Here is a 14,591-nt window from a genome sequence, read left to right on the forward strand (position 1 = left end):
CTAGGTCAGCAACTGGAATAGATCCGAAGATCAGCACTACGCTTAAAGCGATATGCCACCGCTTTCATGACTGCCCCCGATGATAATTTGAACAAGAGGGAACACCATGCTCGTGAACAAAACCGCCTTGCTCAGCACCCTGAGTACCGTCTTGCTGGCCAGCGCCAGCCTGCAGGCCGCTGAGCCGTTGAAGGCTGTAGGAGAGGGAGAAGGCCAACTGGACATCGTTGCCTGGCCTGGCTACATCGAACGCGGGGAAAGCGACAAGGCATACGATTGGGTCAGCGGCTTCGAGAAGGAAACCGGCTGCAAAGTCAGCGTCAAAACGGCAGCCACCTCCGACGAGATGGTCAGCCTGATGACCAAAGGCGGTTACGACCTGGTCACCGCTTCGGGCGACGCCTCGCTGCGCCTGATCGTTGGCAAACGCATTCAACCGATCAACACCGCGCTGATCCCGAACTGGAAGAACCTCGACCCGCGCCTGAAAGACGGCGCCTGGTATGTCGTGGACAATCAGGTGTACGGCACGCCTTACCAATGGGGCCCCAATGTCTTGCTGTACAACACCAACGTGTTCAAAGAGCCGCCCACCAGCTGGAGCGTGGTGTTCGAACCGCAAGACCTGCCCGACGGCAAGCCGAACAAAGGCCGGGTTCAAGCTTATGACGGGCCAATCTACATCGCCGACGCCGCGCTGTACCTGAAATCGGCCAAACCTGAGCTGGGTATTCAGAACCCCTACGAGCTCAATGAGACCCAATACAAAGCCGTGCTTGAACTGCTGCGCCAGCAACAGCCACTGATCCACCGTTACTGGCATGACGCCACGGTGCAGATGAGCGATGTGAAAAACGAAGGCGTGGTCGCCTCCAGCTCCTGGGGCTATATGGTCAATACCCTCAAAGCCGACAAACAGCCGGTGTCATCGGTCATTCCAAAAGAAGGTGCTACGGGCTGGGCTGACACCACCATGCTGCATGCCGAGGCCAAGCACCCTAACTGCGCCTACAAATGGATGGACTGGTCGTTGCAACCCAAGGTCCAGGGTGATGTAGCGGCCTGGTTCGGCTCACTGCCTGCGGTCCCGGCGGCATGCACCGGCAGCGAGTTGCTCGGTGCCGAGGGCTGCAAGACCAATGGTTTCGACAACTTCGACAAGATTGCCTTCTGGAAAACCCCGCAGGCCGAGGGTGGCAAGTTCGTGCCCTATAGCCGTTGGACCCAGGATTACATTGCGATCATGGGGGGACGTTAAGGGCCCTTTCGCGGGGCAAGCCCGCTCCCACTGTAGGAGCGGGCTTGCCCCGCGATGCATTTCACCATCGGGAGCATTGCACCATGACCCTTGCCGTCCAGTTCACCGAAGTGTCTCGCAGCTTTGGTGAGGTCAAGGCCGTTGACCGGGTGTCGATCGACATCCGTGACGGCGAATTTTTCTCCATGCTCGGCCCATCCGGCTCAGGCAAGACCACCTGCCTGCGCTTGATTGCCGGGTTTGAACAACCCAGCGCTGGCTCCATTCGCATCCACGGCGCGGAAGCTGCCGGGCTGCCGCCGTACCAACGTGACGTAAATACGGTGTTCCAGGATTACGCCCTGTTTCCGCACATGAACGTGCGCGACAACGTTGCCTATGGCCTGAAGGTCAAGGGAGTAGGCAAACAGGAGCGCCTGGCCCGCGCCGAGGAAGCCTTGGCGATGGTGGCCCTGGAAGGCTATGGGCAGCGCAAACCGGTGCAGTTGTCGGGTGGCCAACGCCAACGCGTGGCCCTGGCCCGCGCTTTGGTCAACCGCCCGCGGGTGTTGCTGCTCGACGAGCCATTGGGCGCACTCGACCTGAAGCTGCGAGAACAAATGCAAAGCGAACTGAAGAAGTTGCAACGCCAATTGGGCATCACCTTCATCTTCGTTACCCATGATCAGACCGAAGCACTGTCGATGTCTGACCGCGTCGCCGTGTTCAACCGCGGTCGCATCGAGCAGGTCGATACGCCGCGCAATCTGTACATGAAACCGGCAACCACCTTTGTCGCCGAATTCGTCGGCACCTCCAACGTCCTGCGCGGTGAACTGGCGGCCCAGCTGAACGGCAGCCAGCAACCTTTCTCGATCCGCCCGGAACACATCCTGCTTGGCGAGCACGATGCGGCCAGCGGCGACGTACAGGTCAGCGGCCTGCTGCACGACATCCAGTACCAGGGCAGCGCAACCCGCTACGAACTGAAACTGGATAACGGCCAACTGCTCAGCGTCAGCCAGGCCAATAATCAGTGGCAGGCCCAGGCTACGCCCTGGCAAACCGGGCAACGTTTGCAGGCACGCTGGGCACGCGAAGCCATGACACCGCTACAGGAAACCGTCATGGCTGAGGGGCTGTAACATGAGCCTCGCACTGCGACACTTCTCCAACGTACTGTACCGCCGGCCCAATCTGTACCTGGCGCTACTGTTGATTCCACCGTTGATCTGGTTCGGGGCGATTTACCTGGGCTCGTTGCTGAGCCTGCTGTGGCAGGGTTTCTACACCTTTGACGACTTCACCATGGCGGTCACTCCGACGCTGACCCTGGCCAACTTCGCCGCCCTGTTCAACCCAGCGAACTTCGACATCATTCTGCGCACCCTGAGCATGGCCATCGCCGTGTCAATCGCCAGCGCCATGCTGGCCTTCCCGATTGCCTACTACATGGCCCGCTACACCACCGGCAACACCAAGGCCTTCTTCTACATCGCGGTAATGATGCCGATGTGGGCCAGCTACATCGTCAAAGCTTATGCCTGGACCTTGCTACTGGCCAAAGGCGGCGTGGCGCAGTGGTTTGTCCAGCAATTCCATCTGGAGCCTGTGCTGCAGTTCATTCTGGGGATTCCGGGCGTCGGCGGCAGCACCCTTTCGACCTCGCATCTGGGGCGTTTCATGGTGTTTGTCTACATCTGGCTGCCATTTATGATCCTGCCGATCCAGGCTTCGCTGGAGCGCCTGCCGCCCTCATTGCTGCAGGCCTCGGCAGACCTCGGCGCCACGCCCCGGCAAACCTTCATACAGGTCATTTTGCCGCTGTCGGTGCCGGGCATTGCTGCGGGTTCGATCTTCACCTTCTCGCTGACCCTGGGCGATTTCATCGTGCCGCAACTGGTTGGCCCACCCGGCTACTTCATTGGCAGCATGGTCTACGCCCAGCAAGGCGCCATCGGCAACATGCCGATGGCCGCCGCCTTTACCCTGGTGCCGATCGTGCTGATCGCCATTTACCTGTCCATCGTCAAACGCCTGGGGGCTTTCGATGCACTCTGAGCAAGCATCCTGGGGCCTGCGCCTGGCGGCCTGGGGCGGATTGGTGTTCCTGCACTTCCCGATCCTGATCATCTTTCTGTATGCCTTCAACACCCAGGACGCGGCGTTCAGCTTCCCACCCCAGGGATTTACCCTGAAGTGGTTCAGCGTGGCCTTCTCCCGGCCTGATGTACTGGAAGCCATCAAGCTGTCGCTGCAAGTAGCCTGCCTTGCAACCTTGATCGCCCTGGTGCTGGGCACTCTGGCGTCGGCAGCGCTGTATCGGCGCAGTTTTTTTGGCAAAGAAAGCATTTCGCTGATGCTGATCCTGCCGATTGCCCTACCAGGGATCATCACCGGTATCGCCCTGCTGTCAGCGTTCAAAACCCTGGGCATCGAACCGGGCATTTTCACCATTGTGGTGGGCCACGCGACGTTCTGCGTGGTGATCGTCTACAACAACGTCATCGCCCGACTGCGCCGCACATCTCACAGCCTGATCGAAGCGTCGATGGACCTCGGCGCTGATGGCTGGCAAACCTTTCGCTACATCATTCTGCCCAACCTCGGTTCGGCACTGCTGGCTGGCGGCATGCTGGCCTTTGCCTTGTCGTTCGATGAAATTATCGTCACCACCTTTACCGCCGGCCACGAACGCACCCTGCCGATCTGGTTGCTCAACCAACTCAGCCGGCCGCGGGATGTGCCGGTGACCAATGTGGTCGCCATGTTGGTGATGCTGGTGACCATGCTGCCGATTCTCGGCGCTTATTACCTGACCCGCGGCGGCGAGAGCGTTGCCGGCAGCGGCAAATAACATTAGGAGGAATTAATGATGCAAACCCGACTGCTGATTAATGGCCAACTGGTTGCAGGCGAAGGCGACGCGTTGGCGGTACTGAACCCGGCGCTGGGCAATGTGCTGGTGGAAGTCAAGGAAGCCAGTGAGTCGCAGGTCGATGCTGCAGTGCGCGCCGCTGACCAGGCTTTCGACAGCTGGTCGCAGACCACCCCCAAAGACCGCTCACTGTTGCTGCTGAAACTGGCAGACAGCATCGAAGCCCACGGCGAGGAATTGGCCCGGTTGGAGTCAGACAACTGCGGCAAACCCTTTGCCGCTGCGCTTAACGACGAAATCCCGGCGATTGCCGATGTGTTCCGCTTTTTCGCTGGAGCCACCCGCTGCTTGGGGTCCTCGGCCGCGGGCGAGTACTTGCACGGGCACACCTCAATGATTCGCCGCGACCCCTTGGGCGTGGTCGCCTCGATTGCACCGTGGAACTACCCGCTGATGATGGTTGCCTGGAAAATCGCCCCGGCCCTGGCGGCCGGCAACACCGTGGTGCTCAAACCGTCAGAACAAACACCGCTGACCGCGTTACGCCTGGCGCAGCTGGCCGCGGACATCTTTCCTGCTGGCGTACTCAACATTCTCTTCGGTCGTGGCCCGAGTGTCGGCACCCCGTTGGTCACACACCCGAAAGTACGCATGGTGTCGTTGACCGGCTCGATTCCCACTGGCGCCAACATCATTGCCAGCACCGCCGACAGTGTAAAACGCATGCACATGGAGCTCGGTGGCAAGGCACCAGTGATTATCTTCGACGACGCCGACATTGATGCCGCAGTCGAAGGGATCCGCACCTTCGGCTTCTACAATGCCGGGCAAGACTGCACCGCCGCATGCCGCATTTATGCCCAGAGCGGCATCTACGATCAGTTCGTGGAAAAACTCGGCAAAGCCGTGGCCAGTATCCGGCACGGGCTGCAGAACGATCCGAACACCGAACTCGGGCCGCTGATCACCGCCCAGCACCGTGACCGCGTGGCTGCCATGGTCGAGCGCGCGATTGCCCAGCCGCATATCCGCTTGATCACCGGCGGCAAGGCGGTACCTGGTGACGGTTTCTTCTTCGAGCCAACCGTACTGGCTGACGCCCAACAGGACGACGAAATCGTCCGCCGTGAAGTGTTCGGCCCGGTGGTTTCGGTCACCCGTTTTGACGATGAAGAGCAAGCGCTGAGCTGGGCCAATGATTCCGATTATGGCCTTGCCTCTTCACTCTGGACCCGTGATGTCGGGCGCGCTCACCGGCTTTCTGCACGCCTGCAGTACGGCTGTACCTGGGTGAACACGCATTTTATGCTGGTCAGCGAAATGCCCCACGGCGGTCAGAAGCTGTCTGGCTATGGCAAGGATATGTCGATGTACGGGCTGGAGGACTACACCTGCGTCCGGCATGTGATGTTCAAACATTAACGACGCAGACGCGGCCTGATGGGTGGTAGGAGCGGGTTTGCCCCGCGATGCGATATGCCTGACGGATCGCAATCGCGGGGCAAGCCCGCTCCCACAGCAAGCCTGCTTCTAAAGTTAATCGCGCAAGTCGGACTCGTGAATGGGGTTGGCCCGGCTGGTCGCACGCTGATATTGCGCCGGCCAGGTCGCCTTGTTGCCGCCCAGGTCATCATCGGCATGCAACGGCCAGTAAGGGTCACGCAGTAATTCACGCGCCAGGAAGATGATATCGGCCTGCGCCGTGCGCAAGATGGTTTCGGCCTGCATCGGGTCAGTGATCATGCCAACCGTTCCGGTCGCTATGCCCGCTTCTTCGCGTACTTTGGCGGCGAACTGCGTCTGGTAACCCGGCCCGGTCGGAATCTCGGCGTTCACCGAGGTACCACCAGAAGACACATCGATCAGATCCACACCCAGTGTTCTCAAGCGCTTGGCCAGCGCTACGGTCTCCTCTGGGTTCCAGCCATCTTCGACCCAATCTGTCGCCGACAGCCGCACAAACACTGGCAACTCCTCGGGCCAGACTTCCCGCACTGCCTCAGTGACCTGCAAGGTCAAGCGAATGCGGTTTTCGAAGCTGCTGCCGTACTCATCCCGGCGCTGGTTACTCAACGGCGACAGGAACTGATGCAGCAAATAGCCATGCGCCGCATGCACTTCAACCACTTTGAAGCCCGCTTTCAACGCACGCTGCGCAGCAGCGACAAAGGCCTGGATGACCTCATCGATCTGGGCCTTGGTCATTTCCACAGGCGCTGTGTGCTGCGGGTCAAAGGCGATTTTTGAAGGCCCTACCGGCACCCAGCCGCCCTCGTCGGGCTTGACGCTGCCAGGCTTGCCCAACCAGGGCCGATGGGTGCTGGCCTTGCGTCCGGCATGGGCCAGTTGAATACCAGGGACAGCGCCCTGGGCAGTAATGAAGCGGGTGATACGTTGCAACGGCGCGATCTGTGCGTCGTTCCACAAACCCAGATCCTGGGCGGTGATCCGCCCCTCGGCGACGACCGCCGTCGCTTCAGTGAAAATCAGCCCGGCACCGCCTACCGCGCGGCTGCCCAGGTGAACCAGGTGCCAGTCGTTGGCCAAGCCGTCGACACTGGAATATTGGCACATGGGTGAAACGGCAATTCGATTGGGCAGGGTCAGGTGGCGCAGGGTGTAAGGCGCAAGCAGCAGGCTCATGGGGCACCTCTCAAATCAAGTGGTAAGGCTCCAGATGGTTGACCGGCCGACCACAGAATCTTCCCCGCAGGTTCATCGACCAATCATTCTGAGCCTAGACCACTTTGCCCCCGGGGTTCAGCGCGGCTCCATATGCGCGATCATCAGTTGTACGCTTTCCTGACCACGGAACTCGTTAACGTCGAGCTTGTACGCCAGCTCGACCCAACGCACGGTCGGGTTGGGCCACACTTCCCGATCAACACCGAAGGCAATGCCATCGAGTTTGACCGAGCCACACTCGCTTTTAAGTACCACTTTCAGGTGCCGCTCGCCCACCACTCGTTGCTCGACCAACTGGAACACCCCATGAAACAAAGGCTCGGGGAAGTGCTGCCCCCAGGGGCCGGCATGGCGCAGGGCACGCGCCAGCTCCAGGTGAAACTCTTCAACCGCCAGCGTGCCATCAGACAACAGCCGCCCGGTCAGGTCGTCTTCACGCAATTGCCTGCGTACTTCTTCATCGAAGGCCTGGGCAAAGGCCGGGAAGTTGTCGGCAGGCAGCGACAGGCCAGCGGCCATGGCATGGCCACCGAACTTGCTGATCAGCTGCGGGTGACGTGCCGCTACGGCATCCAGGGCATCACGGATATGAAAGCCTGGCACCGATCGGGCCGAGCCCTTGAGCATGCCTTCGCCGGCATCGGCAAAAGCAATGGTCGGCCGGTGATAGCGTTCCTTCAGGCGCGAAGCAAGAATGCCGATCACTCCCTGATGCCAGTCTGGCTCGAACAGGCACAGGCCGAACGGCATCGACTCCACGGGCAGGTCCTTGAGCTGGGCCAGCGCCTCGCGCTGCATGCCCTGCTCGATGGATTTACGGTCCTGGTTCAACTCATCCAGTTGCCCGGCCATTTCCCGCGCCAGATTCGGGTCGTCACTGAGCAGACACTCAATGCCCAGGCTCATGTCGTCCAGGCGCCCGGCGGCATTGAGCCGCGGCCCGAGAATAAAGCCCAGGTCGGTGGAAGTGATCCGCGAATGGTCGCGGCGGGCTACTTCAAGGATTGCCTTGAGCCCGGGCCGCGCCCGCCCTGCCCTGATCCGCTCAAGGCCCTGATGCACCAGAATGCGGTTGTTGGCGTCCAATGGCACCACATCCGCCACGCTGCCCAAGGCCACCAGGTCGAGCAATTCGCCGATGTTGGGTTGTGGTCTGTTGTCGTAGTGCCCGAGGCTGCGTAAACGCGCACGCAAGGCCATCAACACATAGAAAATCACCCCAACGCCCGCCAGCGCCTTGCTTGGGAAGGCGCACCCCGGCTGGTTGGGGTTGACGATGGCATCAGCCAACGGCAACTCATGCCCCGGTAAGTGGTGATCAGTCACCAGCACCTTGAGCCCGGCAGCCTTGGCCGCCGCCACACCCTCGACGCTGGAAATGCCGTTATCGACGGTGATCAACAACTGGGGTTGGCGCTCAAGCGCAACCTGAACAATTTCAGGTGTCAGGCCGTAGCCGTATTCGAAGCGGTTGGGCACCAAGTAATCGACATGCGCCGCGCCCAACAGGCGCAAACCCAGCATCCCCACGGTACTGGCGGTGGCGCCATCGGCATCGAAGTCGCCAACGATCAGAATACGCTGGCGCTCGGCCAGGGCGTCGACCAGCAGGTCAACCGCCGCGTCGATGCCTTTGAGTTCCTGAAAAGGCAGCAACCGCGCCAGGCTTTTATCCAGCTCTGCAGCACTTTGCACACCACGGGCGGCGTACAGGCGGGTCAGCAGCGGCGGCAGATCGCCGAGCGCGGGCATGATGGCTGGCAGAGGGCGTGGTTCGATGCGCATGACGGGATCTTCAGAGGTAAGTGGAGTATTTATCGCGGGGCAAGCCCGCTCCCACAGAGGGGCAACTCTGGGGCAGCAATTGGCCATAAAGCCAGCCCCGCGATAGGCGGATCAGCCGCGCTCGCCGAGCAACCACTGCAGTTGGACTTCGTGCTGACCACGGTCATCGGTCACGAACACCGTGCCTTCGCTGATCATCACGTCCCACTTGATCGCACGTGGCATATCAGTGGCGAGGGTTTCCAATACCTCTTGCGGTACCGCGGCGATGTTCAGGTTCTTGAGGTTTTTCACCGCAGGAATCACCTTGCTTTCCCATACGCGCAGGCTGCCATAGGCCAGCAGGCTGGTGCGCTCGGTGCGGCGCGAACACCAGGTCAGGCGTTCGGCATCCGGTTGGCCGACTTCAATCCAGTGCAAGATGCGGTCATCCAGGCTTTTTTCCCACAGCGCCGCTTCATCCACATCCGACAGGCCACGCCCAAAACTCAGTTGTTCGTTGTACCACAGGGCATATGCCAGCAGACGCACGGCCATGCGCTCCTCGGTTTCCGACGGGTGACGGGCGATGGTCTGCTTGACGCTTTCATACACGCCGCGGTCGAGATCGGTAAGGTTCAGTTCAAATTTGTAGGTGGTGGAAGGCTGGGCCATGGACGGGCTTCTTGCGGCAAGGAAAGTCGCCCAGTCTAACCGATCCGCGGGTTCCTTGCGCCGCAGCAGTTTCTGGACTCGCGCAGCTGTGATAAAAACGGGAGCTCTGACCAGCTGCCACGGACGCCTTATGCCTACGCCCAGCAAACCCCTCGCCGGCCTCAAAGTCATCGAACTCGGCACCTTGATCGCCGGCCCGTTTGCCTCGCGCATTTGCGCCGAGTTCGGTGCCCAGGTGATCAAGGTCGAATCACCCGATGGCGGCGACCCGCTGCGTAAATGGCGCAAGCTGTATGAAGGCACCTCGCTGTGGTGGTTCGTCCAGGCCCGCAACAAACAATCGCTGACCCTCAACCTCAAGCATGCCGAAGGCATTGAGATCCTGAAAAAGCTGTTGAGCGAGGCGGACATCCTCATCGAGAACTTCCGCCCCGGCGTGTTGGAAAAACTCGGCCTGGGTTGGGAGACCTTGCACGCCCTTAACCCCAAATTGGTCATGGTGCGCCTGTCGGGGTTCGGCCAGACCGGGCCGATGAAAGACCAGCCTGGTTTTGGCGCAGTCGGCGAGTCTATGGGGGGGCTGCGCTACATTACTGGCTTCGAAGACCGCCCGCCGGTGCGTACCGGCATTTCCATCGGCGACTCCATTGCCGCGCTGTGGGGGGTGATCGGCGCTTTGATGGCCCTGCGTCACCGTGAGGTCAATGGCGGTGAAGGCCAGGTGGTCGACGTGGCTTTGTACGAGGCCATCTTCGCGATGATGGAAAGCATGGTGCCGGAGTTCGATGTGTTCGGCTTCATTCGCGAACGCACCGGCAACATCATGCCGGGTATCACGCCATCGTCGATTCATACCAGCGCCGATGGCAAGCATGTACAGATCGGTGCCAACGGCGATGCGATCTTCAAGCGTTTCATGCAGGCCATCGACCGTCAGGACCTGGCTGATGACCCTACGCTGGCCAGCAACGATGGTCGTGACCTGCGCCGCGACGAACTCTACGCGGTCATCGACCGCTGGGCCCGCAGCGTGCCGCTGGACTCATTGATGCAAGTACTCAATGACGCCCAGGTACCGGCCAGCCGAATTTTCAGCGCCGAAGACATGTTCAGCGATCCACAGTTCCTGGCCCGCGAGATGTTCCTGCAGGCCAAGTTACCCGACGGCAAGCCGTTCAAGATGCCGGGGATCGTACCCAAGTTGTCGGAAACTCCAGGATCGAGCGAATGGGTCGGCCCGCAACTGGGTGCGCACACCGACCAGTTGCTCGCTGAACTAGGTTATGACGCCTCGGCCATCGCCCGCCTGCGTGAGCAGGGCGCCGTTTGAAGCATCACAGTTAATCCTGTTACCGGCCCAAGGGTGGAGACTCGTACATGAGCAAACGCAGGCGCTTGCGCGGTCGCATGCTGTTGTCGCTGCTGAGCTGCACCCTGCTGGGGGCAAGCTTGCCTGGCGCGGCCTGGGCCAAGGAGCGCATGCTCTGGCTGCTGCGCGACCTGCCGCCCTTGACGGTTTTCGAAGGTTCGAGCAAAGGCCAGGGGGTGGTCGACCAGTTGTTGCCCATGCTCATCGAACAGATGCCCGAATACGATCACAGCATCATCCGAGTCAATCGCGCCCGCGGTAATCAAATGCTCCAAGAGCAGCGACTGGCGTGCGACCCTACCTTGCTCTGGACACCTGAACGTGCACGGTATGTGCATTTCTCCCAGCCTAGCCTGGGGGTGCTGAGCAGCGGTCTGCTGATTCGCCAGCAGGATCAGGCACTGCTCACCCCTTATGTGCGCAACCAGGAAGTGGACCTGCGTGCACTGCTGGCCGGCACGCCACTCAAACTGGGAGTGGTTGCCGAACGCAGTTATAGCCCGCCGGTGGACGCACTGCTCAAGACCCTGCCTGATCAGACGCTCAGCCGCCACTATGGCAATGATGCGGTAAGCAACTTGCTGGAGATGCAGAAACGCCAGCGCTTGCAGCTGTTGCTCGGCTACTGGCCGGAAGCTCGTTACCTGATCCAGCAGCAAGGATGGCAAACCAGCGATTACCGGTTTTATCCCATACAAGGCGTAGCCCGCTATCAATTCATCCATGTGGGTTGCGCCGATACGCCACTGGGGCGCGAAGCCATCAGCCACATCGATCAGCTGCTTAAATCACTGCGCCGCGAAACCTTGCCCAACCTGTACGCACAATGGCTGGACCCGGAACTACGCGAACGTTACCTGCAAGAAAGCCGACAATTTTTCCCCGATTCGCATTGAACAGGCAAAAAGAAACCCCGGACGTTGGGGAGACCGCCCGAGGCTAAATCGAAGTCTGATGGGACTTCCAGTGACCGTTGATGGGCATAGGAGCAAAATGCCGATCAACTGTCATTGCATGCTCTGATTACTTGCGGTGGTAAAGGTTCCTTGAAAGCACTCAAGCATTGGCCAAGTGCTGGATCCCAGCTTGCTCACGCGAGGCAATCCAATTCAGCAGCTCGGCCCCAGGCATTGGCCGGGCGATGAAGTAGCCTTGAATGACCGGTTGCCCGAGCGCCGCGATCGCTTGCAGATCGTCAGCGCTTTCCACCCCTTCGACCACCACATTCAGGCTCATGCGCCGTGCCATGATCAACGCCCCTGCCACCACTGCAGCCTTACGGGCATCCTGGCTCATGCCACGAACGAATTCGCTGGGCAGTTTCAATTCGCTGAACGGCAACTCCAGCAGACGCTGTACATTGGATTCGCCCATACCGAAGTCGTCGATGGATAACTGGCACCCGAGAATACGCAGGTGCAACAACCCTTCAAGTTGCTGATCGTTCAAGGCACTGCCTGCGGTTTCGATAATTTCCAGGGTCAGGGCGCTGGGAGGAACGGCATGACGGTGCAACGCGGCTTTGACCTGCTGGTAAAAGTCATCGTGCAACAGCAATTGCGGAGTAATGTTCACCGCAACCGGCAGTGCACTTCCAATCTGGTCCTGACACTGCGCGCTAAACGCCAGTGCCTGGTCCAGCACATGCCACGTCAAGGTGGCGATCAGATTGGCGCGCTCCAGCAGCGGAAAAAACAGTGCGGGCGACAACGTCCCCAGCTGGGGATGCTGCCACCGCACCAGCGCTTCAGCGCCCCTCAGTTGGCCGTCGAGGCAGACTTTAGGCTGGTAGTACACCATCCACTGTTCTTTACTCTGCGCCAGCTCTGTTGCGCTCAGGTTCAGCAACTCGGGGGCTGGTCGTGGCTCGGCAGCCTTGGGCTCACCAGGGTCCTGGTCCAGCTCCAGGTAGCGGCGCAGCAACTGATTCACAAGCAGAGAATTGGCCGGCTTCTGCATCGCCCCCAGCACCTTAAGGCCCAGGTGCTCAGCCAATGCCGCCACGCTTTCAATCACACACGCTTCAGCACCACTCAAAATGATCAAGGCACGTGCCAAATGGTTTTCGGCCATGTGCCGGATCAACTCCAGGCCGTCGGCGCCTTCGATCTGCAGGTCGCAAATGGCGATATCGACATGCCCGCGTCGATCGAGCGCCTGGCAAGCCACTTCGACGGTGTCTGCAGCCAACACATCAAACACGCCATTGGCGTTGAGCATTTGATGCAAGGCCATGAGTTGAAACGGATGGTCCTCCAGAATCAGAACCTTGAGTGAGCGCATGTGCTTTACCCCGCAATTGCAGTCTTGTGCGATGGCACAGGCGTCACTCTAGACAAGTGGGGCATTGCCACCTATCGGAAAATTCCCAAAGTTGCTGGGCGGGGCTTAAAAAACTGCCGTACGAGCGGGCTTGCCCCGCGATTCGCGTTGGCTGACAGGTCGCAATCGCGGGGCAAGCCCGCTCCTACAGAGGCAAAAAAAAGCCCGTCAGTTCAAGTGACGGGCTTTCTTGTGTGACGATGGCTCAATCAGAGCGGTTTACCGCGGTTGCCATGCTGGCTGACAAAAGCTTGAACCGCCTTGAGGTCGTTGGCCAACACTGTGCATTTCTCTTCACGGGAGAACAGATCACTCAGGTGCGCTGGCAGCTCCAGTGCTTTACCAACGCCAGCCTTCTCCACCGCTTCCGGGAACTTGACCGGGTGCGCGGTACCCAGCACGACCATCGGTGTATCCAGGCTGCGGCGGCACTCACGGGCCGCTTTAACCCCGATGGCGGTGTGCGGATCAAGCACTTCGCCGGTTTGGGCAAAGACTTCAGCGATGGTCTCGCAGGTTTGCGCGTCATCGACTGCCAGCGAATCAAACAGCTTGCGCGCTTCGGTCCAGCGATCTTGATCGACGCTAAACCCGCCGCCCTGTTTGAAGCTGTCCATCAGGTCGGCAATGGCAGCACCGTTGCGACCGTGCAGGTCGAACAGCAGGCGCTCGAAGTTGGACGACACCATGATGTCCATCGACGGCGACAGGGTCGCGTGCAGGGTTTCCTTGACGTACTGGTTGCCGCTCATGAAGCGGTGCAGGATGTCGTTGCGGTTGGTGGCGACGATCAGCTGGCTGATCGGCAGGCCCATGTTGCGTGCCAGGTAGCCGGCGAAGATGTCGCCGAAGTTGCCGGTTGGTACCGAGAACGCGATTGAACGCGCCGGGCCACCCAACTGCAGGGCTGCGTGGAAGTAGTAAACGATCTGGGCCATGATCCGCGCCCAGTTGATCGAGTTCACTGCCACCAGGCGAGTGCCTTTGAGGAAGCTCTGGTCAGCGAAGCTGGCCTTGACCATTTCCTGGCAGTCATCGAAGTTGCCTTCGATGGCGATGTTGTGGATGTTGTTACCGAAGATGGTGGTCATCTGCCGACGCTGAACTTCCGACACACGCTGGTGCGGGTGCAGGATGAAGATGTCGACGTTGTCGCATCGACGGCAGCCTTCGATGGCCGCCGAACCGGTGTCACCACTGGTTGCGCCGATGATCACTACGCGCTCGCCACGCTTGGCCAGCACGTGATCCAGCAGACGACCCAGCAGTTGCAGGGCGAAGTCCTTGAACGCCAGGGTCGGACCGTGGAACAGCTCCAGCACCCATTCATTGCTGTTCAGCTGACGCAGCGGCGCTACGGCAGCGTGAGCGAACTCACCGTAGGTTTCTTCGAGGATTTTCTTGAAATCGGCATCGGCAATGCTGCCGGTGACGAACGGGCGCATCACCCGGAACGCCAGCTCGTGGTATGGCAGGCCAGCCCAGGAAGCGATCTCTTCTTGAGTGAAGCGTGGCAGGTTTTCCGGTACATACAGGCCGCCATCACTGGCAAGACCTGCAAGCAGGACGTCTTCAAAATTCAGGGCCGGAGCCTGGCCGCGGGTGCTGATGTAGCGCATATGTACAAACCTTTGGTTTGAGCCTCAAGCTTCAAGCTTCAA

The 14,591-nt window shown here is 60.1% G+C and carries 12 protein-coding genes; 7 read left to right on the forward strand and 5 right to left on the reverse strand.

What is annotated here, in order from left to right:
- Positions 1 to 106: 106 nt before the first annotated feature.
- The 5 genes from ydcS to E1573_RS23665 all read left to right on the forward strand — a co-directional run bounded on the left by ydcS (position 107) and on the right by E1573_RS23665 (position 5,537).
- Positions 107 to 1,258, forward strand: coding sequence for a putative ABC transporter substrate-binding protein YdcS (gene ydcS / locus E1573_RS23645; RefSeq protein WP_133216960.1), 1,152 nt, complete (start codon positions 107 to 109; stop codon positions 1,256 to 1,258).
- 83 nt (positions 1,259 to 1,341) lie between these two features.
- Positions 1,342 to 2,382 carry an ABC transporter ATP-binding protein gene (locus tag E1573_RS23650; protein WP_133216961.1) on the forward strand — a complete coding sequence of 347 codons (1,041 nt, stop codon included), beginning with the start codon at positions 1,342 to 1,344 and terminating at the stop codon, positions 2,380 to 2,382.
- Position 2,383: 1 nt separating this feature from the next.
- Positions 2,384 to 3,298, forward strand: a complete 915-nt coding sequence (locus E1573_RS23655; protein WP_133216962.1) for an ABC transporter permease — start codon at positions 2,384 to 2,386, stop codon at positions 3,296 to 3,298.
- On the forward strand, positions 3,288 to 4,094 hold the full coding sequence (locus E1573_RS23660; RefSeq protein ID WP_133216963.1) for an ABC transporter permease: 807 nt from the start codon (positions 3,288 to 3,290) through the stop codon (positions 4,092 to 4,094). Before E1573_RS23655 ends, E1573_RS23660 begins: the two co-directional genes overlap by 11 nt.
- Positions 4,095 to 4,112: 18 nt before the next feature.
- Complete coding sequence (locus tag E1573_RS23665) at positions 4,113 to 5,537, forward strand: gamma-aminobutyraldehyde dehydrogenase (RefSeq protein WP_133216964.1); 1,425 nt, start codon at positions 4,113 to 4,115, stop codon at positions 5,535 to 5,537.
- Between the two features lie 114 nt (positions 5,538 to 5,651).
- Here the strand turns inward: E1573_RS23665 and E1573_RS23670 are convergent, their stop codons facing one another.
- From E1573_RS23670 to E1573_RS23680, 3 genes are all read right to left on the reverse strand, one after another.
- Positions 5,652 to 6,758: an NADH:flavin oxidoreductase/NADH oxidase gene (locus E1573_RS23670; RefSeq protein WP_133216965.1), complete on the reverse strand. Its 1,107-nt coding sequence runs from the start codon at positions 6,756 to 6,758 to the stop codon at positions 5,652 to 5,654.
- 117 nt (positions 6,759 to 6,875) lie between these two features.
- Complete coding sequence (gene recJ, locus E1573_RS23675; protein WP_133216966.1) at positions 6,876 to 8,585, reverse strand: single-stranded-DNA-specific exonuclease RecJ; 1,710 nt, start codon at positions 8,583 to 8,585, stop codon at positions 6,876 to 6,878.
- Between the two features lie 111 nt (positions 8,586 to 8,696).
- Positions 8,697 to 9,239 (reverse strand): YaeQ family protein, encoded by a 543-nt coding sequence (locus E1573_RS23680; RefSeq protein ID WP_133216967.1) that lies wholly within the window; start codon positions 9,237 to 9,239, stop codon positions 8,697 to 8,699.
- A 130-nt stretch (positions 9,240 to 9,369) separates the two neighbouring features.
- On the opposite strand from E1573_RS23680, the gene E1573_RS23685 reads away from it, so the two are divergent.
- Complete coding sequence (locus E1573_RS23685) at positions 9,370 to 10,569, forward strand: CaiB/BaiF CoA-transferase family protein (protein WP_133216968.1); 1,200 nt, start codon at positions 9,370 to 9,372, stop codon at positions 10,567 to 10,569.
- A gap of 47 nt (positions 10,570 to 10,616) precedes the next feature.
- Positions 10,617 to 11,504, forward strand: coding sequence for a TIGR02285 family protein (locus E1573_RS23690; protein ID WP_371925217.1), 888 nt, complete (start codon positions 10,617 to 10,619; stop codon positions 11,502 to 11,504).
- 160 nt (positions 11,505 to 11,664) lie between these two features.
- Here E1573_RS23690 and E1573_RS23695 read toward each other — a convergent pair whose 3' ends face one another.
- Both E1573_RS23695 and thrC read right to left on the reverse strand, forming a co-directional pair.
- A complete protein-coding gene (locus E1573_RS23695; RefSeq protein ID WP_133216969.1) occupies positions 11,665 to 12,891 on the reverse strand; it encodes an EAL domain-containing protein in 1,227 nt (408 codons plus the stop codon).
- Between the two features lie 248 nt (positions 12,892 to 13,139).
- Positions 13,140 to 14,549 carry a threonine synthase gene (thrC, locus tag E1573_RS23700; protein ID WP_133216970.1) on the reverse strand — a complete coding sequence of 470 codons (1,410 nt, stop codon included), beginning with the start codon at positions 14,547 to 14,549 and terminating at the stop codon, positions 13,140 to 13,142.
- Positions 14,550 to 14,591: the final 42 nt, after the last annotated feature.

The sequence above is a fragment of the Pseudomonas sp. H9 genome, assembly GCF_004353925.1.
Taxonomy (GTDB): domain Bacteria; phylum Pseudomonadota; class Gammaproteobacteria; order Pseudomonadales; family Pseudomonadaceae; genus Aquipseudomonas.

Coding starts and splice junctions, on each gene's coding strand:
- E1573_RS23695 (WP_133216969.1), bottom strand. CDS start 12,891: ATGCGCTCACTCAAGGTTCTGATTCTGGAGGACCATCCGTTTCAACTC.
- ydcS (WP_133216960.1), top strand. CDS start 107: ATGCTCGTGAACAAAACCGCCTTGCTCAGCACCCTGAGTACCGTCTTG.
- E1573_RS23680 (WP_133216967.1), bottom strand. CDS start 9,239: ATGGCCCAGCCTTCCACCACCTACAAATTTGAACTGAACCTTACCGAT.
- E1573_RS23655 (WP_133216962.1), top strand. CDS start 2,384: ATGAGCCTCGCACTGCGACACTTCTCCAACGTACTGTACCGCCGGCCC.
- recJ (WP_133216966.1), bottom strand. CDS start 8,585: ATGCGCATCGAACCACGCCCTCTGCCAGCCATCATGCCCGCGCTCGGC.
- E1573_RS23665 (WP_133216964.1), top strand. CDS start 4,113: ATGCAAACCCGACTGCTGATTAATGGCCAACTGGTTGCAGGCGAAGGC.
- thrC (WP_133216970.1), bottom strand. CDS start 14,549: ATGCGCTACATCAGCACCCGCGGCCAGGCTCCGGCCCTGAATTTTGAA.
- E1573_RS23690 (WP_371925217.1), top strand. CDS start 10,617: ATGAGCAAACGCAGGCGCTTGCGCGGTCGCATGCTGTTGTCGCTGCTG.
- E1573_RS23660 (WP_133216963.1), top strand. CDS start 3,288: ATGCACTCTGAGCAAGCATCCTGGGGCCTGCGCCTGGCGGCCTGGGGC.
- E1573_RS23670 (WP_133216965.1), bottom strand. CDS start 6,758: ATGAGCCTGCTGCTTGCGCCTTACACCCTGCGCCACCTGACCCTGCCC.
- E1573_RS23650 (WP_133216961.1), top strand. CDS start 1,342: ATGACCCTTGCCGTCCAGTTCACCGAAGTGTCTCGCAGCTTTGGTGAG.
- E1573_RS23685 (WP_133216968.1), top strand. CDS start 9,370: ATGCCTACGCCCAGCAAACCCCTCGCCGGCCTCAAAGTCATCGAACTC.